Annotated in this window: 19 protein-coding genes; 9 read left to right on the forward strand and 10 right to left on the reverse strand. The window is 65.7% G+C overall.

What is annotated here, in order from left to right:
- The first annotated feature begins 86 nt into the window (after positions 1–86).
- Together BRAGE_RS49290 and BRAGE_RS0127325 are read left to right on the forward strand one after the other, a co-directional pair.
- A complete protein-coding gene (locus BRAGE_RS49290) occupies positions 87–854 on the forward strand; it encodes a rhodanese-related sulfurtransferase (protein WP_027564274.1) in 768 nt (255 codons plus the stop codon).
- The gene (locus BRAGE_RS0127325) at positions 844–1,062 is read left to right on the forward strand and encodes a SlyX family protein (RefSeq protein ID WP_027564273.1); all 219 of its coding nucleotides are present in this window, start codon (positions 844–846) and stop codon (positions 1,060–1,062) included. The genes BRAGE_RS49290 and BRAGE_RS0127325 overlap by 11 nt, the downstream gene beginning before the upstream one ends.
- A gap of 6 nt (positions 1,063–1,068) precedes the next feature.
- Here BRAGE_RS0127325 and BRAGE_RS0127330 read toward each other — a convergent pair whose 3' ends face one another.
- Together BRAGE_RS0127330 and BRAGE_RS0127335 are read right to left on the reverse strand one after the other, a co-directional pair.
- Positions 1,069–2,970, reverse strand: coding sequence for a sensor domain-containing diguanylate cyclase (locus BRAGE_RS0127330; RefSeq protein WP_027564272.1), 1,902 nt, complete (start codon positions 2,968–2,970; stop codon positions 1,069–1,071).
- A gap of 173 nt (positions 2,971–3,143) precedes the next feature.
- A complete protein-coding gene (locus tag BRAGE_RS0127335) occupies positions 3,144–3,359 on the reverse strand; it encodes a hypothetical protein (protein WP_027564271.1) in 216 nt (71 codons plus the stop codon).
- Between the two features lie 106 nt (positions 3,360–3,465).
- Between BRAGE_RS0127335 and hemE the strand changes: the two genes are divergently transcribed.
- Positions 3,466–4,500, forward strand: a complete 1,035-nt coding sequence (hemE, locus tag BRAGE_RS0127340; RefSeq protein ID WP_027564270.1) for a uroporphyrinogen decarboxylase — start codon at positions 3,466–3,468, stop codon at positions 4,498–4,500.
- A gap of 283 nt (positions 4,501–4,783) precedes the next feature.
- On the opposite strand, the gene hemC is transcribed toward hemE, so the two are convergent.
- From hemC to BRAGE_RS0127355, 3 genes are read right to left on the reverse strand one after another with little or no spacing between them, the layout of a single operon-like run.
- Entirely contained in the window at positions 4,784–5,764 is a 981-nt protein-coding gene (gene hemC, locus BRAGE_RS0127345) for a hydroxymethylbilane synthase (protein WP_027564269.1), read from the reverse strand.
- 25 nt (positions 5,765–5,789) lie between these two features.
- Positions 5,790–7,415: a GMC family oxidoreductase gene (locus BRAGE_RS0127350; protein ID WP_027564268.1), complete on the reverse strand. Its 1,626-nt coding sequence runs from the start codon at positions 7,413–7,415 to the stop codon at positions 5,790–5,792.
- 53 nt (positions 7,416–7,468) lie between these two features.
- Entirely contained in the window at positions 7,469–8,059 is a 591-nt protein-coding gene (locus BRAGE_RS0127355) for a TetR/AcrR family transcriptional regulator (RefSeq protein ID WP_027564267.1), read from the reverse strand.
- Positions 8,060–8,406: 347 nt separating this feature from the next.
- Here BRAGE_RS0127355 and BRAGE_RS0127360 point away from each other — a divergent pair, with 347 nt between their 5' ends.
- The 3 genes from BRAGE_RS0127360 to BRAGE_RS0127375 all read left to right on the forward strand — a co-directional run bounded on the left by BRAGE_RS0127360 (position 8,407) and on the right by BRAGE_RS0127375 (position 12,107).
- The gene (locus BRAGE_RS0127360) at positions 8,407–8,772 is read left to right on the forward strand and encodes a nuclear transport factor 2 family protein (protein ID WP_027564266.1); all 366 of its coding nucleotides are present in this window, start codon (positions 8,407–8,409) and stop codon (positions 8,770–8,772) included.
- Between the two features lie 464 nt (positions 8,773–9,236).
- Positions 9,237–11,198: a putative bifunctional diguanylate cyclase/phosphodiesterase gene (locus BRAGE_RS0127370; protein ID WP_027564265.1), complete on the forward strand. Its 1,962-nt coding sequence runs from the start codon at positions 9,237–9,239 to the stop codon at positions 11,196–11,198.
- Positions 11,199–11,366: 168 nt separating this feature from the next.
- Positions 11,367–12,107 (forward strand): cupin domain-containing protein, encoded by a 741-nt coding sequence (locus BRAGE_RS0127375; RefSeq protein ID WP_231164292.1) that lies wholly within the window; start codon positions 11,367–11,369, stop codon positions 12,105–12,107.
- A 64-nt stretch (positions 12,108–12,171) separates the two neighbouring features.
- On the opposite strand, the gene BRAGE_RS0127380 is transcribed toward BRAGE_RS0127375, so the two are convergent.
- The 4 genes from BRAGE_RS0127380 to pgm all read right to left on the reverse strand — a co-directional run bounded on the left by BRAGE_RS0127380 (position 12,172) and on the right by pgm (position 16,913).
- Positions 12,172–13,152 carry a PDR/VanB family oxidoreductase gene (locus tag BRAGE_RS0127380; RefSeq protein WP_027564263.1) on the reverse strand — a complete coding sequence of 327 codons (981 nt, stop codon included), beginning with the start codon at positions 13,150–13,152 and terminating at the stop codon, positions 12,172–12,174.
- Between the two features lie 11 nt (positions 13,153–13,163).
- Positions 13,164–13,916, reverse strand: coding sequence for a GntR family transcriptional regulator (locus tag BRAGE_RS0127385; RefSeq protein ID WP_027564262.1), 753 nt, complete (start codon positions 13,914–13,916; stop codon positions 13,164–13,166).
- Between the two features lie 3 nt (positions 13,917–13,919).
- Entirely contained in the window at positions 13,920–14,969 is a 1,050-nt protein-coding gene (locus tag BRAGE_RS0127390) for an aromatic ring-hydroxylating dioxygenase subunit alpha (RefSeq protein ID WP_027564261.1), read from the reverse strand.
- A 297-nt stretch (positions 14,970–15,266) separates the two neighbouring features.
- On the reverse strand, positions 15,267–16,913 hold the full coding sequence (gene pgm / locus BRAGE_RS0127395) for a phosphoglucomutase (alpha-D-glucose-1,6-bisphosphate-dependent) (RefSeq protein WP_027564260.1): 1,647 nt from the start codon (positions 16,911–16,913) through the stop codon (positions 15,267–15,269).
- A gap of 306 nt (positions 16,914–17,219) precedes the next feature.
- On the opposite strand from pgm, the gene BRAGE_RS0127400 reads away from it, so the two are divergent.
- Together BRAGE_RS0127400 and BRAGE_RS0127405 are read left to right on the forward strand one after the other, a co-directional pair.
- On the forward strand, positions 17,220–18,338 hold the full coding sequence (locus tag BRAGE_RS0127400) for an alpha/beta hydrolase family protein (RefSeq protein WP_027564259.1): 1,119 nt from the start codon (positions 17,220–17,222) through the stop codon (positions 18,336–18,338).
- Between the two features lie 53 nt (positions 18,339–18,391).
- The gene (locus tag BRAGE_RS0127405) at positions 18,392–19,204 is read left to right on the forward strand and encodes a lytic transglycosylase domain-containing protein (RefSeq protein WP_027564258.1); all 813 of its coding nucleotides are present in this window, start codon (positions 18,392–18,394) and stop codon (positions 19,202–19,204) included.
- Positions 19,205–19,287: 83 nt separating this feature from the next.
- Here BRAGE_RS0127405 and BRAGE_RS0127410 read toward each other — a convergent pair whose 3' ends face one another.
- Positions 19,288–20,103 carry a response regulator transcription factor gene (locus BRAGE_RS0127410; RefSeq protein ID WP_027564257.1) on the reverse strand — a complete coding sequence of 272 codons (816 nt, stop codon included), beginning with the start codon at positions 20,101–20,103 and terminating at the stop codon, positions 19,288–19,290.
- A gap of 293 nt (positions 20,104–20,396) precedes the next feature.
- Here BRAGE_RS0127410 and BRAGE_RS0127415 point away from each other — a divergent pair, with 293 nt between their 5' ends.
- Positions 20,397–21,557, forward strand: a complete 1,161-nt coding sequence (locus BRAGE_RS0127415; RefSeq protein WP_027564256.1) for an acyltransferase family protein — start codon at positions 20,397–20,399, stop codon at positions 21,555–21,557.
- The last annotated feature ends 40 nt before the right edge of the window (positions 21,558–21,597 follow it).

The following is a 21,597-nucleotide window of genomic DNA, read 5'->3' on the forward strand; positions in this document are numbered from 1 at the left end:
GCAGCCATCCGCTGGGCGTATAGACCGTTTGCGCCCCGCAGCCATGCGGGTTTTCTGGGCGGCGGCCGCCTGCTAAACGAGCCGCCATGATCCACAAGGTCGCCGCCTTCTACCAATTCACCGCCCTGCCCGATTACCGCGAGCTGCGCGAGCCGCTGCGCGCGTTCTGCGCCGGCCTCGCGCTGAAGGGCAGCGTGCTGCTGGCGGAGGAAGGCATCAACGGCACGATCGCCGGCACACCCGAGGCGATCGACGCCTTCGTCCATGAGCTCGCCCATGGCGCCATGTTCGGCGGCCGGCTAGACAATCTCGAACTGAAATTCTCGACCGCTGACGCGACGCCGTTCGGCCGGCTCAAGGTGCGGCTGAAGAAGGAGATCGTCACGCTTGGCGATGCGGCCGCCGATCCGACCCGGCAGGTCGGTATCTATGTCGATGCGAACCAATGGAACGCGCTGATCGCGGCGCCCGACACGCTGGTGCTCGACACCCGCAATGCGTTCGAGGTGGCGATGGGCACGTTCGAGGGCGCGGTCGATCCTGATATCAAGAGCTTTGGCCAGTTCAAGGATTTTGCCGCACAAAAACTCGATCCCGCAAAGCACCGGCGCATCGCGATGTTCTGCACCGGCGGCATCCGCTGCGAGAAGGCGAGCGCGCATCTGCTCGCGCGCGGCTTTGCCGAGGTCTATCACCTCAAGGGCGGCATCTTGAGATATCTGGAAGAGGTGCCGGAGGCGCAGAGCCGGTGGCGCGGCGAGTGCTTCGTGTTCGACGAGCGCGTCGCGCTCGGCCATGGCTTGAAAGAATTGGGTCTGCGCGAACGGGACAAGGACGCCGCACGTGACGAATGAGATCAAGACGCTCGGCGAGCGCATCGACGCGCTGGAGATGCGCATCGCCTATCAGGACGACACGATCGAGACGCTGAACCAGACCATCACCGCGCAGTGGAAGCAAATCGATGCGCTGACGCGGAAAGTCGCGGAGCTCGGCGAGCGGCTTCAGGAGGCCGAAGCCAACGCGCCCGGCCCCGCCAACGAGCGCCCGCCGCATTATTGAGCGGTCCTACTCGCCGACGGCCTTGGGCAGGTTCGCGACCTGGACCGACATCATCAATCGGTCGCGACCGGCTTCCTTCGCCGCATAGAGCGCCTGGTCGGCCGCCTCGACGAGGGTGCCGACGCCGGCGGTGCGCTCCAGCGCCGGACGGCAGGCGGCGCCGCCGAGCGAAGCGGTGACGCGACCGGAGCTGCGATTGGCGCTGTGGACGAGGCCCGCCTCGCGGATGGCCTTCCTGATCCGCTCGCCGATGCGGGCGCAGCCATCGGCATCGGTGTTCGGCAGCAGCATGGCGAATTCCTCGCCGCCGTAGCGCGCAGCGAGATCGCCGGGACGCTTCATCTCGGCGGCGATGACCTGCGCCACCACGCGCAGGCAGGCGTCCCCGGCAGGATGGCCGTATTCGTCGTTGTAGGCCTTGAAGTGGTCGACATCGATCATCAGCAGAGCGAGGCTGGAGCGGTCGCGATAGGCGCGCGCCCATTCATCGCTGAGCCGCTCGTCGAAGCGGCGGCGGTTGGCGAGCCCGGTCAGGCTGTCCTCGATCGCGAGGGTCTCGAGCCTGGTCTCCAGCTTCTTCTGCTCGGTGATGTCGCGCGAGATCGCGACCACGCCGTCGACGCGGCCGTTGTCCTTGCGCGTCACTCGCATGGTCGATTCGAGCCAGACCTCCTCCTTCTGCCGGTGCGAGTTCCGATAGGTGACCCGCGCCTCCTCCTTCTCGCCGCGCTTCATGGCATCGACGAGGGCCTGGACCTGCTGCAGGTCGTCGGCATGGATGCCCGCGAGCGCCGGCGTGCCGATCAGCTGGTTGGCGCGCCAGCCGACGACACGGATCGAGGACGGAGAGACGTAGCGCAGCCGCTCGTCGAGCCCGATGCTGGTGACCATGTCGCTGGAGCCTTCGGCGAGCAGGCGGAAATGGGCTTCCTTCTCGACCAGGGCAGCGGCCATGCTCTGGCCCCGCTGCAACTGCCGCACCAGCACCGCGCCGATGATCGCGATCAGCATGACCAGCGCGAGCACGTAGAGCATGCGGGAGATCGCCGCCGCGCGCCAGGGCGCCAGCAGCTCGTCCTTGTCGACGGTCGCGAGCAGGACGAGCGGATAGCGGCCGCTGCGCTTGAAGAAGCTGACGCGGTCGGCGCCGTCCAGCGGCGACTTGAAATGATAGGCGCCAGCCGGCCGTTGCAGGCTGGCGTCGCGGAATAGCGGGGTATCGGCCACGCTGCGGCCGACGAATTTTTCGTTGTGCGGGTTGCGCGCGATGATCGTGCCCTCGCCATGCATCAACGCCACGGAGCTGTTGCGGCCGATCTCGAACTGCTCGTAGAAGTGCGAGAGATAGCGCGAGCTGATGGTCGCGAGCACGACGCCGCCAAAGCTGCCGTCCGGCTTGTTGAAGCGGCGCGACAGGGTGACGACCCATTCGCCGTCGAGCTGGCTCTTCACGGGGTGGCCGACGAACGGCTCGCGCTTCGGCGAGAGCTGATGATGGCGGAAGAACGCATCGTCGCTGAGCGTCGAGGAGATCGTGCCGGGCGAGGTCAGCCAATTGCCCTGGTCGTCGATGATGGCGAGACTGTGGACGCGCTCCATCGCCTTCTTGCGCGCCTCCAGCAGGCTTCTGAGCTTGGCGATCGTGGCCGGCTCGGTGCCGTCCATCTCGAGCCGGCTGACGACGCCGACGACGCCGGAATCCAGCAGATCGAGGCTATCCTCGGCATGCTGGGTCAGCGAGCGCGCGACATTCGCCATCTCGGTCTCGGCGCCCTTGAGCACCGCATCGCGCGCGGCCCATTCGCGCCAGCCGCTGACGCCGAGGATGGTCGCGCAAGTGAGCACGACGAAAGCCGCCGCGCGCAGCGGCAGGCGGCTCCATCCGGCTCTTTGGGCAACGGCGTTCATGCGGCAGGGTTCTCCGATCGCCGGGAACCTCTGCCGCTTCTGTTATTGAACTCTGAAACGATTGGCGGAATACGCCGCCATACCCCCGGTTTCCCGTAGTCGTACGGACGCCGGGATCGATGCATCGCTAACAAGACATTAGCGAACCTATCGGAATCCGGCGCCCCTTACCGCTAGCTGAAGATCGCCTTAACCTTGTCCCAGAGCGAGGGATTGTCGGCGTCCGCGTCGGCCTTCGAAGGCGTCGGCTGGGCGGCGCTGACGGGATCGGATGCCGGGAAGGTACCCTCGAGCCCGGTGTCGAGCTTGGCGTGACGATCGGCGACGAGCGCCTCGCGCAGATCGTCGGCGTGCTTGTCGTGCGGCGCGGGATTGAATGTCTCAGCCATGATCTCCTCCGTTGGCTGGTCAACGCGGCCCGATTGCGCTGGTTCCCCTGTTCCGCTCGGGGCCGCCGCGGTGTATCAGGGGCGATAACCTGCTTCAGGACCATTCGTGCCCCAGCCTGCGACGAAACCTTTCATCGACGTCCTTTCCGGCCACCGCCAAGCCATCCCGCCCATGTGGATGATGCGGCAGGCCGGCCGCTATCTGCCTGAGTATCGCGAGGTGCGCGCCAAGGCGGGCGGCTTCCTCGATCTCTGCTTCAACCCGGAGCTCGCCGCCGAAGTGACGCTGCAACCGATCCGCAGGTTCGGCTTTGATGCGGCAATCATCTTCTCCGACATCCTCGTGATCCCCTACGCGCTCGGCCGCTCGGTACGTTTCGAGGTCGGCGAAGGTCCGCGGCTGGAGCCGCTCGATGATCCGGCGAAAGTCGCAACGCTCGCCGCATACGCCGACCTCGGCAAGCTCACGCCGGTGTTCGAGGCGCTCAAGCTCGTGCGCGGCGCGCTCGATGAAAAGACCGCGCTGATCGGCTTCTGCGGCGCGCCGTGGACGGTTGCGACCTACATGGTCGCGGGCCACGGCACGCCCGACCAGGCGCCGGCCCGGATGATGGCCTACCGGCATCCGGAAGCGTTTGCGAAGATCATCGACGTGCTCGTGGAGAGCTCGATCGAATATCTGCTGAAGCAGCTGGAGGCCGGCGCCAACGCGTTGCAGATCTTCGACACCTGGGCCGGCGTGCTGCCGCCAGCCGAATTCGCGCGCTGGTCAACCGAGCCGACGCGGCGCATCGTCGCGGGCGTGCGCGCAAAGGTGCCGGATGCGAAGATCATCGGCTTTCCCCGCGGCGCTGCTGCGCAACTGCCCGGTTACGTCGAGGCCACCGGCGTCAACGCGGTCAGCATCGACTGGACCGCGGAGCCCGCCTTCATCCGCGAGCGCGTGCAGAGCCGTGTCGCCGTGCAGGGCAATCTCGATCCGCTGGTGCTGATATCAGGTGGCGCCGCGCTCGATCGCGCCGTCGACAACGTGCTGGCGAACTTTGCGCAAGGGCGGCTGATCTTCAATCTCGGCCACGGCATCCAGCCGGAGACGCCGATCGCCCATGTCGAGCAGATGATCAAGCGGGTGCGGGGGTAGAGGGACTCTTTCCACGCCGTCATGGCCGGGGGGCGGGCCCCCCCCCCCCATCCACGCCTAACCACTCGGCACCAAGAACGTGGATGCCCGGCACAAGCCCGGGCATGACGCCCCCTTTGTGGTCGGCTCCGATAAAAAGCCGCGAAAACAACCCCATGCACAGTAGGAATCATTGAAGAATTCCCCCCGCGCGGATATTCGTCCTTTCCGAATAAGATTTGACCCGTCGGGCAAAACAGGCGCATAATGCCATCATCACCCAAGCGACCGGTTAGCCGAGAGCCTAGCGCGGCCGGCTGCGCTCGATGATCTCGGCGGCGCCCTTCGCCAAGAGATCCAGACCCACCGCACGGCCGAGCTCACGCGGGCGATTGGCAGGGCCCGTGTGCGAAGCTTCGATGATGGTGTTGCCGGAGAGGTCGAGCACGGAGGCGGTGAGTGACATCTGATCGGCCGATATGGTCGAGAAGCCCGCAACAGGCGAATTGCAGTGGCCGTTGAGGACCCACAGCACCTCGCGCTCGGCATCGGCAGAGGCGTGCGCGGCGGGATCGTCGATCGATGACAGAATTTGCCGCGTCTGCCAGTCCTGCGCGGCGCATTCGACGGCGACGATGCCCTGCCCCGCCGCGGGCAACATCTCCGCCGCGGAGAATTCGTAGGCGATGCGATGCGCAAGACCGACGCGGTCGAGGCCCGAGCGTGCCATGATCAGCGCATCCGCGGGCCCTACCGCGCCGCCATCTGGCAGCTTCTGCTTCTCGCCATTGTCGAGTTTTCGCACGCGCGTGTCGGCAGCGCCGCGGAAGTGGATCACCTCGACATCCGGAAACAGCCGCCGCGCATAGGCGGCCCGGCGAACGGCATTGGTGCCGATCTTGAAACCCTTGCCGCGGGACTGACGCAGCGCTTCCAGCGTCACGCCCTCGCGCAGCACTAGCGCATCGCCGGGCGGATCGCGCGATAGCGTGGCGCCGATGACGAGACCGGGCGTGTCTTCATTGCCCGGCATGTCCTTCAGCGAATGCATCGCGGCCTGAAGTTCTCCCGACAGCACGGCGGCGCGGATCTGCGCCACGAAGGCGCCGCCCTTGCCGCCATGCGGCAGCAGCTTGCTGGTCTGGTCGAGATCGCCCGTGGTGTCGAACTTGACGATCTCGACCTCGAGATCGGGCATGGCCGCGCTCAGGCGACGCGCAATCTCCTCCGTCTGCGCCAGCGCCATCGCGCTCTTGCGGGTGCCGATCTTGAATCGCGTAGCCAAGTCCAAGTCCTTTCAATGCGCGAATTTAGCGCGCATCCTCCAATATCATGTCCGACGCCTTTTCGGCGATCATGATGATCGGCGCGTTGGTGTTCCCCGAGACGAGGTCCGGCATGACCGAGCCGTCGACGACGCGAAGGCCGTCGAGCCCCCTTACCTTCAGCCGTTGGTCCACCACCGCGAGCGCGTCGTTGCCCATACGACAGGTCGAGGTCGGATGGTAGATGGTGCTGCCGCGGTCGCGGCAATAATCCAGGATCTCGGCATCCGTGGATACCTTCGCGCCGGGATCGTACTCGTTCACCACGAACGGCTTCAGGGCCGGCGCATTCAAGATTTTGCGCAGGATCTTGATGCCTTCGACGTTGGTGGTGCGGTCGGTCTCGGTCGACATGTAGTTGATGCGGATCTCCGGCGGCACGGTCGGGTCCGCGCTTCGGATCCGCAGGGAGCCGCGGCTCTCGGGGCGGAGCTGGCACACCGACGCGGTGAAGCCGGAAAAATCATGCAGCCTCTCGCCCATCTTATCGGTCGAGAACGGCAGGAAGTGGACCTGGATGTCCGGCGAGGCCAGCCGTGGATTGGTCTTGAAGAAGGCGCCGGCCGTGCCGGCCGCGATCGTCAGCCAGCCTTTCCGGAACAGCGCGTAGCGCGCGCCGGCCAGCGTGCGGCGGAGCGGATGATTGACGGTGTCGTTGAGCGTGATCTGCTGCGAGCAGCGCATCACGATGCGGACCTGCATGTGGTCCTGGAGGTCGTGGCCGACGCCAGCTGCGTCGAGCACGACATCGATGCCATGCTTGCGCAGGAGATCGGCGGGGCCGACGCCGGAGAGCTGCAAGAGCTGCGGCGAGTTGTAGGCGCCGCTCGACAACACGACCTCTTTCCGCGCACGCGCGCGACGCACGTTCGCACCCTGCCGGTATTCGATGCCGACGGCGCGCCGACCCTCGAACAGCACGCGCTGTCCGAGCGCCTCGGTCTCGATCCTGAGATTGCCGCGCGTCTTTGCGGGGCCGAGATAGGCCACCGCCGTCGAGGCGCGCCGGCCGTTTCGCGTCGTGGTCTGGAACAGGCCGACGCCTTCCTGCGTCGCGCCGTTGAAGTCAGGGTTATAGGGCAGACCGGTCTCGACCGCGGCGTCGATGAAAGCCTTCGACAGCGGATCGGTCACGATCATGTTGGACACCGGCAGCGGCCCGCCCGTGCCGTGATATTGATCGGCGCCGCGCGTCTGGTTCTCGGCCTTCTTGAAATAGGGCAGCACGTCGTCATAGCCCCAGCCGGCATTGCCGTGCTGGCGCCAGCGGTCATAGTCCTCGTGCTGGCCGCGGACATAGAGCAGGCCGTTGATCGAGCTCGAGCCGCCCAGCGTTTTTCCACGCGGCTGAAACACTTGCCGTCCCTTCAGCTCGGGCTCCGGCTCGGTCTGGTACATCCAGTTGACGGTCTTCTCCTTGAACAGCTTTCCGTAGCCGAGCGGCACGTGGATCCAGATGTTGGAATCCTTTGGGCCAGCCTCGAGCAAGAGCACGCTGTGCTTGCCATTCGCCGACAGGCGGTTGGCGAGCACGCAGCCGGCCGAGCCGGCGCCGACGATGATGTAGTCGAATTCAGGATCGCTGGGTGCGAGAGAGGAATTTGCGTTCATGCGCTACTGTTCTTTTTGTTGGTGTGGGCGTTTCCGTTTCGTCACTAGCACAATCATGCGCGCAGACGCAGCGCCTCGACCAGCGATCGGAACGCACGGGCATATTCCGCGCCGGCCCTTGCGATGTCGGCGCGTCCGGCGCAGGCGACCGCGGCCTCCGTCACCGCGCCGAGCAGCAGCCGCGCCAGCGGCTCGACCGGCTGGCGTCCGATCAGGCCGGCCTCCATCGCGGCCGAGAGTGCGCGCGGCATCTTGCCGCCAAAATGCTGCGCGTCGATCTCGCGCCAGCGCTCCCAGCCGAGCACGGCCGGACCATCGCGCAGGATGATCTGGCCGGTCGCTCCCTTGGCGGTCGCAGCAAAATAATGCTGGGTGCCGGCGACCATCGCGGCGAGCACGTCCTTCTCCGCCCGCGCGGCCCTGTCGATCTCGGCAACGAGATCGCGCGAGACGAGATCAAACACGGCTTCGAACACCGCTTCCTTGGTCTTGAAGTGGTGATAGACCGCGCCCTTGGCGATGCCGGCAGCCTCCGCAATCTCGTCCATGGTGGTGGCAGCAAAGCCGTGTGTTCCGAACAGCCGGCGCGCCGCCGTCAGGATCGCCTCCGTCGTCGCTGCCCGCCGCTCCGCCTGTTTTGCCATGGGTCTCGTTTATCGCGTGATGGGTTGAAGTCGAAGAGAGTTCGGCGATCGGCGGCGGTCTCTCCGTTCCCTCCCCCTTGCGGGGAGGGGCAGGGAGAGGGGTACCACACGGGGATTCCATCGAGGGCGCACCCGCCTCGTGCATCTTCGACAATTGGCGCTCTTTGCTGGGCTACCCCTCTCCCTAGCCCTCCCCCGCAAGGGGGGAGGGAACGCACCGTCGCTTGAGCGCTAGCTGCGTCTCACTCATCTGGCTGTAATCGAATTCTCCGCGGGTCACCAGTTGACTTTTCGACTATCGGTCGGTATTTACCGACTGCCAGTCGGTTTCATTCGTGAGGTGTGCCATGCCGAGCCGTGACGTCGTCGAAGCCTTTGCGCAGCGTCTGGAGGATGGGGATTTCGTCGGGGCGATCGAGCAATTCTACACGCCCGATGCCGCCACTTACGAGAACAACGCGGCCCCGACGGTCGGCCGGGACAAGCTGGCGGCGAAGGAGCGCGGCGTGCTGGCCGCTTTCAAGGAGGTCAAGGCCGTGCGGGTCGGCCCGAGCCTGATCGAAGGCGACAACGTCGCCTCACGCTGGATCTTCAGCTTCACCAATGCCGAAGGCATCACGCGCACACTGGAAGAGATCGCGTGGCAGACCTGGCGGGGCGACGAGCTGATCGAAGAGCGGTTCTATTACGACCCGAAGCAGTTGGGGCGGTGACGCCCCCCTCCTAGTCGTTTTCAGCCCGGTTCGCCCGGCGCGGTCATCGCGTCGGCGAGCTTGCGCATCAGGCGCACAAGATCCTCGATCTCCCGGTCGTCCCAGCTCGCAAACATTCCCCCGACAATCCGTCTCCGGACTAAACACTTGACCGGGCGATCCAGTACACCGAGACGGTCGTGATTGAACCGGCAGACCGCGGCGTACTGGATGCTCCGCCCCCGTGCGCAATTGCGCACTAGGCGGGGCATGGCAGTGGAGATGGTGGCGAAGATTGCCCTTCCGTTACAGCCGTAACGCGCGGGGGCCGCATTTGTATCGATTTGTTATCGATATGCGATCTTTGCCACCTAGAAGTGATCACGCCGGACCTCGCAAGCGTGGATAATTCATAGTTCGTCAAATCTTTACGGCGAATTCTCGCGATCGAGCCGGACAATCGGCTCATGCTGCTAGGCTCTGGAATGCGGACTCAAACGACCAGCTATTTCGCGCGGCTGTTTGCCGGCGATCTGTCGGCCTTTGGCGGTCCTGCAACCGACGAAGCCGTGGCCGGCCATATCCGCGCCGAACAAATGTCGCTGGTGCTCGGCTATTCCGTCGGCATCATGCTAGCCAATGCCTGCAACGCCGTCGTGCTAGCGATCGCGCTGTGGCAGTCGCCGGACCGTATCCCTGCCCTGATCTGGGCGGTCGCTGTCGCCGGCGCCGCGATCGCATTCGGCCTGCAATCCCGCGCCGCGCGCCGGATCACGAAACCGCAATTCGTCTCGCGCCGGGCGATCCACCGCCTGGTGCGCAACGCCGTCGTGCTCGGCACCGCCTGGGGCATCGTCCCGGTCGCCTTCTTCGCCAATGCCTCGACCGGCGGCCAGCTCGTCATCACCTGTCTCTGCTCGGGCATGCTGGCCGGCGGCGCGCTGGCCTTCGCCACCATTCCGATCGCGGCCATTGCTTTCACCGCGCCTATCTTCATCGGGATCGCCATTTGCCTGGGGCGAAACGGCGACCTCGCCTTCCTGCTGATCGCCTTTCTCGTCGTGGTCTATGGCAGCGTGCTGCTGCGCGGCGTGTTCGTGAATTCGTTCGCCTTCGCGCGGCGCGTGATGCGGCAGATCGAGGCCGAGCGCACGGTGCGGCAGGACCCGCTGACCCAGCTGCCCAACCGCGTCGCCTTCAACGAGACGCTCGATGCCGCCCTGAAGCGCCTCGCTCTGTCCGGCGAGGAGTTCGCGGTGCTGCTGCTCGACCTCGACCGCTTCAAGGAGGTCAACGACCAGTTCGGCCATCCCGCCGGCGACGAATTCCTGGTCCAGGTCGCAAGCCGCCTGCAACGCTGCACCCGCGCGGCCGAGCACGTTGCGCGCATCGGCGGCGACGAGTTCGCGCTGCTGATGGCCAATCTGGCGCGCCCCGAAGACGCGCTCGAGATCGCCGAGCGCTTCGTTGCCGCCTTCACCGAGCCGTTCCAGATCGAGGGCCGCCAGTTCGTCGGCGCGACCAGCGTCGGCATCGTGCTGGCGCCGCGCGACGGCAGCGCTGCGCTCGACATCATGAAGAATGCCGACACTGCGCTCTACCGCGCCAAGAAGGCCGGCCCGGGCACCGTGTGCTTCTTCGAGGCCAGCGACGACCGCTCATCGCGCGAGCGCAAGGCGCTGCAATCGGACCTCGCAGGCGCCGTCGGACGGAACGAGCTGTTCCTCGCCTTCCAGCCGTTCCTCGATCTCGACGAGAACCGCATCACCGGCTTCGAGGCGCTACTGCGCTGGCAGCATCCCTCGCGCGGCCTCGTGCCGCCGAGCGAGTTCATCCCGATCGCCGAGGAGACCGGGCTGATCCACGAGATCGGCGAATGGGTGATCCGCCGCGCCTGTGCAACGCTGGCGGACTGGCCCGAGGACATCCGCGTCGCCGTGAATTTTTCGGCGGCGCAGTTTCACAACACGAGCATTCTCCAGATCATCGTGCAGGCGCTGGCGGATGCCAAGGTCGCCCCGCACCGGCTCGAGATCGAGATCACGGAATCGATGCTGCTGTCGAAATACGGCTCGGCGGCGTCGATCCTGAATGCGCTGCTCGAGCTCGGCATCACTGTGGCGCTCGACGATTTCGGCACCGGCTTCTCCTCGCTGACTTACCTGCGCAAGCTGCCGTTCAGCCGGATCAAGATCGACCAGTCCTTCATCCGCGACATGCTGGTGCAGCCCGACTGCGCAGCGATCGTGAAGTCGGTGATCTCGCTGGCGCGCGATCTGCGCATCGGCGTGGTCGCGGAGGGCGTCGAGACCGCGGACCAGCTCGAATATCTCAGGCAGATCAGTTGCGACGAGGTGCAGGGCTATCTGATCAGCCGGCCGGTGCAGGCCGATGGCGTGATGGCGCTGCTGGAGACCAAGAAGCTTCGGGCGACGTTTGCGGCGTAAGAGCGCTTGCTCACGAACGTCAGCTTCCGAGCGTAAGGCCAGCATCGCCCCGCCTGGTCGTCATCAACACGCGCGCATCCCCGACCAAAGCCGAATAGCATTGCAATGCCTACGCGCCTAGATTGTGGCCGTGAAGGCAGGTTGTCGGCGGCCAACGGGGGATACCGCATGGTGAGCAGCTTCCTTTGGCGCTTGTGGCAACGGCACAAGAAAAGCTCGCGGGATGACGCGGAGCCAGCTTCCGAACAATTCGAAGGCAGCCATCGGCGACACATGTTGCAGGCGCTGTCCGTCCTGGTGACCGGCAGCGCGCTGGGCGGAATGTCACACCCGGCCGAAGCAAGGGATTCGAGTGATTTGCCGCCTCCAAGACGTGCGCTGACCGGCCGCGACGAGACCGGCAAGTCGGTGCTGAAGTCTTTCGACGTAACGCCGAAGGTGGTTGAGATCGATGCAAATCCGGGACTGACTTTCTACGAACTCTATATGACCGAGGGCGTGCCAGACCTCACCGGCCGAGAGCCGGATCCGATGTTGAAGGGAACGAAAGCCTTCCCGGGCCCCGGCGGCACGATGTTTCGTCTCATCTCGTATCCGCCGAAGCGTCCCGAAGGCTGGAAGCCGCCACCTGGAGTGACTTTCGAGAGCGGGCTCAGGGAAATGTCGGAGAAGATCCCCAGCATGGGAGACCATTTCGAGCGCGGCACTCCAGGAATGCACACGTCGGACACCATCGACTACGGGGTCGTGGTTCGTGGCGAGATGACGCTGGAACTGGACGACGGGCAGAAGGTCCATTTGCGCCAAGGTGACTGCATCGTCCAGAACGGAACGCGCCATCGCTGGCGCAACCCGTTGCCGGAACCTTGCCTCATGGCGTTTATCTCGGTCGGCGGGAAGCGCGCCTGATAGCTGAAGGATCGTGGGGCGGCTCCGCTTTCAGGCGCAGCGTATGGATGGCTGAACGCCCTGCTTAGACCGCATCTGCCCGCAGCAGCGTGTCCACGGTGATGGTGCCCCGCGCGCGGGAGACGCAGGCGCAGATCTTCTGGTTGCCCTGTTTCTGATGGTCGCTGAAGAAGACGTCGCGGTGGTCGATCTCGCCGTCGACGGCGACGACGTCGATGGCGCAGAGGCCGCATTCGCCGCGCTTGCAATCGTACATGACGTCGTGTCCGCTGGCGTTGAGCACGTCGAGCATCGAGCGCTCGCGCGGGATTTCGAGCTCGACGTTCGAGTCCTTCAATCGCACGCGAAAGGTTTCGGTCGGCAGCGTGCCGCTGGAGCCGAAGGTCTCGTAGCGCAGATCGGGCAGCGGATGGCCGGCGCCGATCCAGGCATGGCGCGCGGCATCCAGCATCCGCATTGGGCCGCAGAACAGCGCGAGCGAGCCTTGCGACAATGACGCGAACAGCGCGTCGAGATCGAGCCGCTGGCCCTCGTCGCTCGCATGCACGACCAGGCGATCGCCGAGCATCGCGCCGAGATCGTCGAGATAGGCAGCCTCGCCGCGCGAGCGCATGGCATAATGCAGCGTGACATTTGCGCCGCGCCGGGCCAGTGCCTGGGCGGCGCCGAAGATCGGGGTGATGCCGATGCCGCCGGCGATCAGGCAGTAGTTTTGGCGGGCCCAGTCGACCGCGAGCAACGAGGCGGGCTGCGTGATGTCGAGCCGCGCGCCCGGCGCGAGCTGCCACATGTAGCGCGAGCCGCCGCGGGAATCCTCGGCGCGGCGCACCGCGATGCGCAGGCCGCGCGAGGTGGCTTCGCCGACCAGCGAATAGGACCGCGTCTCCGGCAGGCCGTCGATGGTGACGCTGACATTGATATGGCTGCCGACCGGATAGGCCGCGCCGTCGAACTGATCAGGGCGGATCAGGAATTCGCGGATGCCGGGGGCGAGATCGCGCGTCTCAACGAGCGTTGCCGGAATCCAGGTCTCAACGAAGCGCATGGTGACTGCCCTCAGTCGGTTGCGGTCTTGATCAGCGCGAGCGCCGGCAAGAGATCGAGATGGGTGCGGTTGCGCAGTGCAAGCCGTAAGTTGCGGACGGCGAGCCGGGCGTGCTCGCGCATCACGGCTTCGGCGCGCGCGCCCTCGCGGTTCTCGATGGCGTCGATCACGACGCGGTGGTGCTCCTGCCCGATGATCAGGATCTGCTGCGCTTCGGGCAATGCCGACTGCGCCATCACGAAGCCGCTCGGCGAAGCGAACGGCAGCGCGGAGGCGCGATCGATCTGCCGGATTAGCGGCGGGCTGCGCGACAATTCGGTGAGCAGGGCGTGGAAGCGCGCATTGAGCGTGACATAGGACGAGAAGGCCTCGATCGAGATCGGCACTTGCCGCAGCAGCTCGTCGATCGCAGCAAGACACTCTTTCAGCGGCTCGAGCTCGCGCGCGGAGACGCCGCGCTCGGCGGCAAAGCGCGCGGCAAGGCCTTCCAGCGTGCCGCGCAGCTCGATGGAGTCGGAGATGTCGCGCTCCGAAAACGCCTTCACCATGAAGCCGCCGGACGGGATCGCCTCCAGGAGGCCCTCCTCCTCCAGCCGCACCAGCGCCATGCGCACCGGGGTACGCGAGGCGCCGGTCGTCTCCACCGCCTGGAGCTCGGAGATGCGCTCGCCGGGACGCAAGGACCCCGACAGGATCTGGTCGCGCAGCGCGAGCTGCGCCTTCACGGTCTGCGAGACGGAGCGGTCGACCTCACGCTCGGCCATCGTTTACTCCGCGGCCTGGAGGTGCTGCGGCGCGTTCTCTTTCGCCACCATGCGGTCGATCAGCTTGCGCGACCACATCGCGCCGGCGTCGATGTTGAGGTTGTAGAAGATGCGGTCGGGATTCTCGTCCATGGCGCGCTGCTGCGCCTCGAGGATCAGCTCGTCCTCGCGGAAGATGCCGGAGACGCCCTCGCGGATCTCGGTGGTGATGCGCTGCTCATCGAGACGATAGTTGCGCACGAAGGCCCAGAAGTAGTGGCAGGTCTTCTCGGTCTCGGGCGTGATGGTGTTGAGCACGAAGCCGTTGACGCCCTGCGAGCGGTCGCCTTCCGGCGCGCCGGTGCCCGTTGGCGCCACGCCGACGTCGATCGCGATGGTGCACGGCGCCTCGAAGCGGATGATCTGCCAGCGGTCGACGAGGCCGGACTTGCCGAGCTGCTTCGCCCAGAACGGCGGCGCCTCGATGCCGCGCATCCAGCGCGTCACCGTGACCGTCTTCTCGCCATGGGTGACGTCGAACGGCGCTTCGGCCACCGCGTCATTGCCGATGGAGGAGCCGTGCACAAACGTCTCGTGGGTGAGGTCCATGAGATTGTCGAGCACGAGGCGGTAGTCGCAATTGACGCGGATGGTCTTGCCGTCGCCGGCCCAGGCCGGATCGTGATTCCAGTGCATGTCGGGCACGAGCGCGGGATCGGCGAGCGCCGGATCGCCCATCCAGAGCCAGATGTAGCGGTGGCGCTCGACCACGGGATAGGCGCGCACGCAGGCCGACGGGTTGATGGTCTCCTGCGAGGGCATGAAGGTGCAGCGGCCCTGCGCGTTGTATTTCAGACCGTGATAGCCGCAGACGACGGTGTCGCCTTCGAGCCGGCCCTTGGACAGCGGCACCAAGCGGTGCCAGCAGGCATCCTCCAGCGCGGCCACCGAGCCGTCGGCCTTGCGGTACATCACGACATGCTTGCCGCAGATCGTCCGCGGCAACAGCGCCGGCTTCACCTCGGCGTCCCAGGCCGCGGCGTACCAGGCGTTCATGGGGAAGGGTTTTGTCATGGGCCGTGCTCCCGGGGCTCATGTATGCGCCATGTATACAATATCGGGAGCGCGGAATCGTTCAAGGCCAAAAATTGTGTATCTAATTACCTCTTCTGCGAATTATGTATACATATATAGCCACAAGTCATTCCCCGCGAAGGCGGGGAATCCAGTACTCCGCGGCGGTCATTGGTTCAGACAATTTCCGCCGCGGAGTACTGGATCGCCCGCCTTCGCGGGCGATGACGCCGCGTGGTGTGGCGAGGCCTACCTTTGGCCGGGAAAGGCGACACGCGGCGCTCCGCGTCGGCGCGCTTACGCCCCGAACACCTTCGCTAGACCAGCCTGGGCTTCTTCCTGAATCCGCTTCAGGTGCTCGGTGCTGCGGAAGCTCTCGGCGTAGATCTTGTAGACGTCCTCGGTGCCCGAGGGCCTTGCGGCGAACCAGCCGAAATCGGTCTCGACCTTGATGCCGCCGAAGGGCTGGCCGTTGCCGGGCGCCTTGCTCAGCGTCGAGCGGACCGGATCGCCGGCGAGATCCTTCAGGCCGAGCTGCTCGGGCGTGACGGATTTGAGGATGTTCTTCTGCGGCACGGTGGCGGCGACGTCGATGCGGGCATAATGCGGCACGCCGAGCTCGGCGGTGAGATCACCGAACAGCTGGCTCGGATCGCGGCCGGTCTTCGCCATGATCTCCGCGGCGAGCAGGCCGAGGATGACGCCGTCCTTGTCGGTGGTCCACACCGTGCCGTCGCGGCGCAGGAACGAGGCCCCTGCACTCTCCTCGCCGCCGAAGCCGAAGCTGCCGCCGACAAGACCATCGACGAACCATTTGAAGCCGACCGGCGTCTCCACCAGCTTGCGGCCGAGTTTCTTGGCGACGCGGTCGATGATCGAGCTCGACACCACGGTCTTGCCGATCGCGGCATCCTTGCCCCAGTTCGGCCGGTGCGCGAACAGGTAGGAGATCGCGGTCGCGAGATAATGGTTGGGATTCATCAGGCCGCCGCTGCGCGTGACGATGCCATGGCGATCGGCGTCGGTGTCGTTGGCAAAGGCAACGTCGAAGCGGTCGCGCATCGCGATCAGGCTCGCCATCGCGTAAGGCGAGGAGCAGTCCATGCGGATCTTGCCGTCCCAGTCCACCGTCATGAAGCGGAAGGTCGGGTCGATCGCCTCGTTCACGACCGTCGCCTTGAGGCCATAGCGCTCGATGATCGGATGCCAGTAATGCACGGCGGCGCCGCCGAGCGGATCGATGCCGATATTGATGCCGGCGGATTTGATGAGATCGAGATCGACGACATTGCCGAGATCGGCGACGTAAGGCGCGATGAAGTCGTAGGCGTGTACGTTCGCCGACTTCTTCGCCTTCGCGTAGTCGATGCGCTTCACTCCCTTGAGACCATCGGCGAGATAGGCATTGGCGCGCTTCTCGATCACGGAGGTCGCGTCGGTGTCGGCCGGGCCGCCATGCGGCGGATTGTATTTGTAGCCGCCGTCTTCGGGCGGATTGTGCGAGGGCGTGACGACGACGCCGTCGGCAAGACCCGATGTGCGGCCCTTGTTGTACGTGAGGATCGCGTGCGAGATCACGGGCGTCGGCGTGTAGCCGCCGTCCTTGTCGATCATGATCTCGACGCCGTTGGCCGCGAACACCTCCACCGCGCTTGCCAGCGCTGGTTCGGCCAGCGCGTGGGTGTCGATGCCGATGAAGAGTGGGCCTGTCAGCCCCTTTTCTTTCCTATAGTCGCAGATCGCCTGCGTGGTCGCGAGGATGTGGCCCTCGTTAAAACTGTTCTTGAACGAGGTGCCGCGATGGCCTGAGGTGCCGAACGCGACCCGCTGCGCGGGATCGGCGGCATCGGGCTTGCCGGCGAAATAGGCCGTCACCAGCCGCGGAATGTTGGTGAGCGCGTCCGGCGAGACCAGCTTGCCCGCCGCGGGATTGACATCAGCCACTGAAATATCCTCGTCCTGTCGTCACAGAGATAGCGGGATACCATAGCATCGGCCCGGTGTCCGCCAAACCACAACACACGCGACGGGTGAGGCGTTCCTGAGGCGGGACGCCAGACTCAGTCCGTCATCCGTCATTCCGGGGCGCGCGAAGCGCGAGCCCGGAATCCATCGTGCCGCAATTGACGCGGACAAATGGATTCCGGGTTCGCGCCAAATGGCGCGCCCCGGAATGACGGGCGGAGGGCCGCCTGCGCATCCCCTGGATCATGCTATGGTCCATTCCACCGAGGCTCTTCGAATCGTCCCATGGCTGTTTCGCGCAAGCTGCTCCTACTGATCGCCGGCCTCCTCTTGGCCGGCGCGCCGGCGCATGCCGCGGAGTTTTATACGGAAGACCTGCGCATCCCGATGGCCGAGACCGGATCGCAGGGGCTGGAGGCTTTCCTGGTCCGCCCGGCGGGGACGAAGCGCTATCCGCTCGCGTTGCTCAGCCATGGCTCGCCGCGCAGCTTCGACGACCGCGCCACGATGTCGGCGCACAAATATTACGGCATCGCGCTCGAATATGCCCGGCGCGGCTATGCCGCGCTGATCGTGATGCGGCGCGGCTACGGCACCTCGCCCGGCGGGCGCATCGACAGCGTCGGCGGTTGCGCCAACGCGGCCTACCTGCCGGCAGCGGCGGTCGCGGTAGCGGATTTGCGCGCCGCGATCGATACGATGGCGCGCCGGAGCGACGTCACGACGTCAGGCATGATCGCGGCCGGTCATTCCGCCGGCGGGCTCGCCACCGTCGCGCTGACCGCGCAGGCGCCGCCCGGCCTCGTCGCCGCGATCAGCTTTGCCGGCGGCCGCGGCTCGCGCGACGACGATGACGTCTGCAATCCGGATGGGCTGGTGCAGGCTTTTGCGACGTTCGGCAAAACCTCGCGCGTGCCGATGCTGTGGGTTTACGCGACCAATGATTCCTTCTTCGGTCCCGATCTCGCGCGCCGCCTCTATGACGGCTTTCGCGCGGGTGGCGGCAACGCAAAATTCATCGCGGCACCGCCCTATGGCGACGACGGCCATTATCTCTATTCGGTGGTCGGCCGCCCGCAATGGACGCCGTATCTCGACGCCTTCCTGCGCGAGCGCGGGCTCGGCCATGACGTCCTGAGCCTGCCCGATCCGCTGCCGCCGCCGAGCCGGCTCAACGAGGCCGCGCGCGCCGAGTTCGCGCGCTATCTCGCCTCGACGATGCCGCACAAGGCGTTTGCGGTGTCGCCGAACGGCGGTTACGGCTGGCGGGCGGGACGCGCGACCGTCGACGACGCCCAGCGCGATTCCCTCGCCGCCTGCATGAAATGGTCGCCCACCTGCACGCTCTATGCGGTCGACGACCACCTGGCTCCGGCCACCGATCAGAGCGCCCGCGCGCGATAAGGGACCTTCCCGCCCGAAGCCCGTTGTTAACTTCGAAGCCCTATGACAGGCCCATGCGAGGTGATCGGACACGCTTCCAACGTGACGCGACGTGGAGATACGCCGCGGTCGCCCTGCTGTTGTCGGTTCCGATCTGCGCGCATGCCAAGGACGGCACGCCGGACGAGCCGCGCACGACGCCGGCGGCTTCGGAGAGCATGACGGAGCTTGGCGCCGGCGAAACGCCGTCATCCCGCGCCGAGATCCGCAAGATCATCGAGCGGGAAACCGCGAAGACCGGCCTGCCTGCCGACATCGCAGAGGCCGTCGTCTTCGTCGAAAGCGGATACAATTCGGCCGTGATCGGCAGCGTCGGCGAAATCGGCCTGATGCAGGTGCGGCCCGAGACCGCCGCCATGCTGGGGTTCCGCGGCAACAATACGGAGCTAGCCGAGCCTGACATCAACATCCATTACGGCGTGCTTTATCTCGCCCGCGCATGGCGCCTCGCCGGCGGCGATCTCTGCCGCGCCCTGATGAAATATCGGGCAGGTCATGGCGAGGAGGCGATGACGGCGCGCTCGCAAGTCTATTGCAATCGCGCCCGCAACCGTCTTGTCGCGATGAACTCGGCGGCTCTGGCGGGCGGCGCTACGGCTCCGGAGCCGGCTCCCGCGGCGGCTACGCCCGCCCCGGCAGCATCGACAGCAAAGGCAACAAAGATAGCGCAAGCGCCGAAGGTGCCGACACGTCCAAAGGACGTCTATGCACGCTACCGTCAGGGCACGGCGGCCGCCAGCCGCGCCTATTGGGCCGCGCATGAAGCGAGGGTCAGCCTCATCAAGGCGCGGATCGAGGCGAAGTGGAAACGGGTCGCATCGCGCTGACCGCGATGCCTCCTGTGCGCTTCAGGTTATTGTTTGAGCATGATCTTGTCGGAAAACCGCTGCGCACTTTTCCGGATGATGCCCTACAGCCGCTCGCTGAGCGCGAGCTTGTAGCCGACGCCGGTGACCGTCGCGATCACGGGCGTGCCGCTGCCGACCAGCTTGCGGCGCAGCCGCGCCACCAGCGCATCGACGGTGCGGATATCGACCTCGGCCTGGCGGTTGCTGACGACCTCGATCAGGTAGTCGCGGCTGAGCGGCCGTCCGTCGGCGCCGACCAGCGCGGCGAGCAGGTCGAATTCGGCGCGCGTCAGCGCCACCGGCTTGCCGTCACTGCCGAGCAGCTCGCGCCGCGTCAGGTCGATGATCCAGTCGCCGAAGGCGATCGAATTGTGGTTGCGCGCGGCCTTGCGATCGATCGAGCGCCGCCGCAGCACGCTGCGCGCACGCGCAAGCAGGTCGCGCAGATTGATCGGCTTGGTGACATAGTGATCCCCGGCGATCTCGAGGCCGAGGATGCGATCGACGTCGGTATCGCGGCGGGTGACGAAGATGATGCCGGCGTTGCTGGTCGCCTGGATCTCTTTGGCGAGCTCGAAGCCGTCGCCGTCGGGCAGCTGCACGTCGAGGAAGACGAGATCAGTGCGCGCGCGCAGCGCCTGGCGGCACTCCGCGCAGGAGCCGGCGCCGACCACGTCGAAATTGTTCTCGCTGAAATAACCGACCAGCATCGTCCGCGTCACCGGATCGTCTTCCACGACGATCAGCCGCTCCCGGCCAGCCGGACGCAATTCCTGAAGTGCGGAATCAGTACCGGTCCTGGATGTCCTGTGTGCTTGCGGCCCGGCCTGAAAATCCAAGTCGTCGCGCAGCGCGCCGTCCTGTGAACGTACATTCACAACTGGTTCGAGCCCCCGAATTGCCTGCTGGAATACTAAGCGTGTTGTCGTGCCCAAACAATATTGGTCATGGTCTTGAAGCATTAAGTATGAATTGGCCCACAATTCTCATCCCGCGCACCATCCCGACACTTGGCTCGCGCGAGGCGGCGTCGAGCCGGCCAGGCAGCGAGCCCGAACATTCGGCTCCAGATTCAACCACCGGTTAACGTAAAGACGGCCTTCAGCTTCGGAAAAGCCGGCCGCGCCTCTATTGTCTCCGCTCGCAGATGCGAAACCACGGAGCAGGCGTTATGCAGGGGCAGGCCCGGTTGGCCGCCGGTCGAAGCGAACGAGGCGCAACGCCCTTCAGTCGTTCGCACACGCTCGACTTCCTGCGCGGGCTCGCCATCCTCGGCGTGATAGCGATCCACGTCTCGCAATCATTTCCATCGAACATCCACGCAATCGACTACGCGTTCATGTGCGGCTGGACCGGCGTCAACGTGTTCTATTTCGTCAGCGCGATGACGATGTGCCTGATGTGGACGCAGCGCGCCGGCGAAACGAGCCCGACGCGCAAATTCTACATCCGGCGTGCCTTGCGCATCGCGCCGCTGTTCTGGCTCGCGATCCCGGTCTATCTCGTCCTCAACGGCACGGGGCCGAGCTACAACGCGCCCAACGGAATCGGGCCGCTCCAGGTGATCCTGACCGCGACGTTCCTGCACGGCTTCTGGCCCGACAGCGTCAACAGCGTCGTGCCGGGCGACTGGTCGATTGCGGCGGAGATGACGTTCTATCTCGTCTTCCCGCTTCTGATCACCGCATTCGGATCGCGCCGCAGTCTCTATCTCGCGCTCGCGCTTCTGCTGCACCTCGTCAATGTCTGCCTGTTCAAGCCGTGGGCCTTCGAACTGTTCTCGGCCTATTACGGCCCCGCCCACGCCTCCTTCGTCTGGAGCACACTCCACATCAGCTTCCTGAATCAGTTGCCCGTCTTCCTGATCGGCTGTGCGCTGTTCTTCTCACTGCGCGACGGCTTCACCAGATCCGACGGCGCGATCTTCATCGTCTTCGTCGTGCTGTCCTTCTTCGCCAATCGCGCGACCGGCGCGCACGAATTCAACTATCTGATCATCAACCTCGTGCTCGGCGCGATGGTGGCCGGCTGCATCCGCTTCGCGGTCCACTGGTCGCCGATCGAGGCGCTCGGCCGCAACTCCTATTCGATGTATCTGTCGCACTTCGCGGTGACCTACGCTCTGCACCGGGTCTGGCCGCTCGCGGACGGGCTGGCCTCGCTGCTGATGACCTACGTCGTCACCATCGCGCTCAGCTATCTCCTCGCGCGCGCGACCTGGCATCTGGTCGAGCGCCACACGCAGGACCTGGCCCAGCGCCTGACCTCATCGGCCTCCACCCGCCCGGCGATCCGCCCTGTCGTCGCCGCCACCGCGACCGGCGTGCACTGAACGCACGCCCGCCGCAGCTTGATGCGGCTTGCTTCGCCGC

It is taken from the genome of Bradyrhizobium genosp. SA-4 str. CB756 (assembly GCF_000473125.1).
Lineage (GTDB): Bacteria > Pseudomonadota > Alphaproteobacteria > Rhizobiales > Xanthobacteraceae > Bradyrhizobium > Bradyrhizobium arachidis.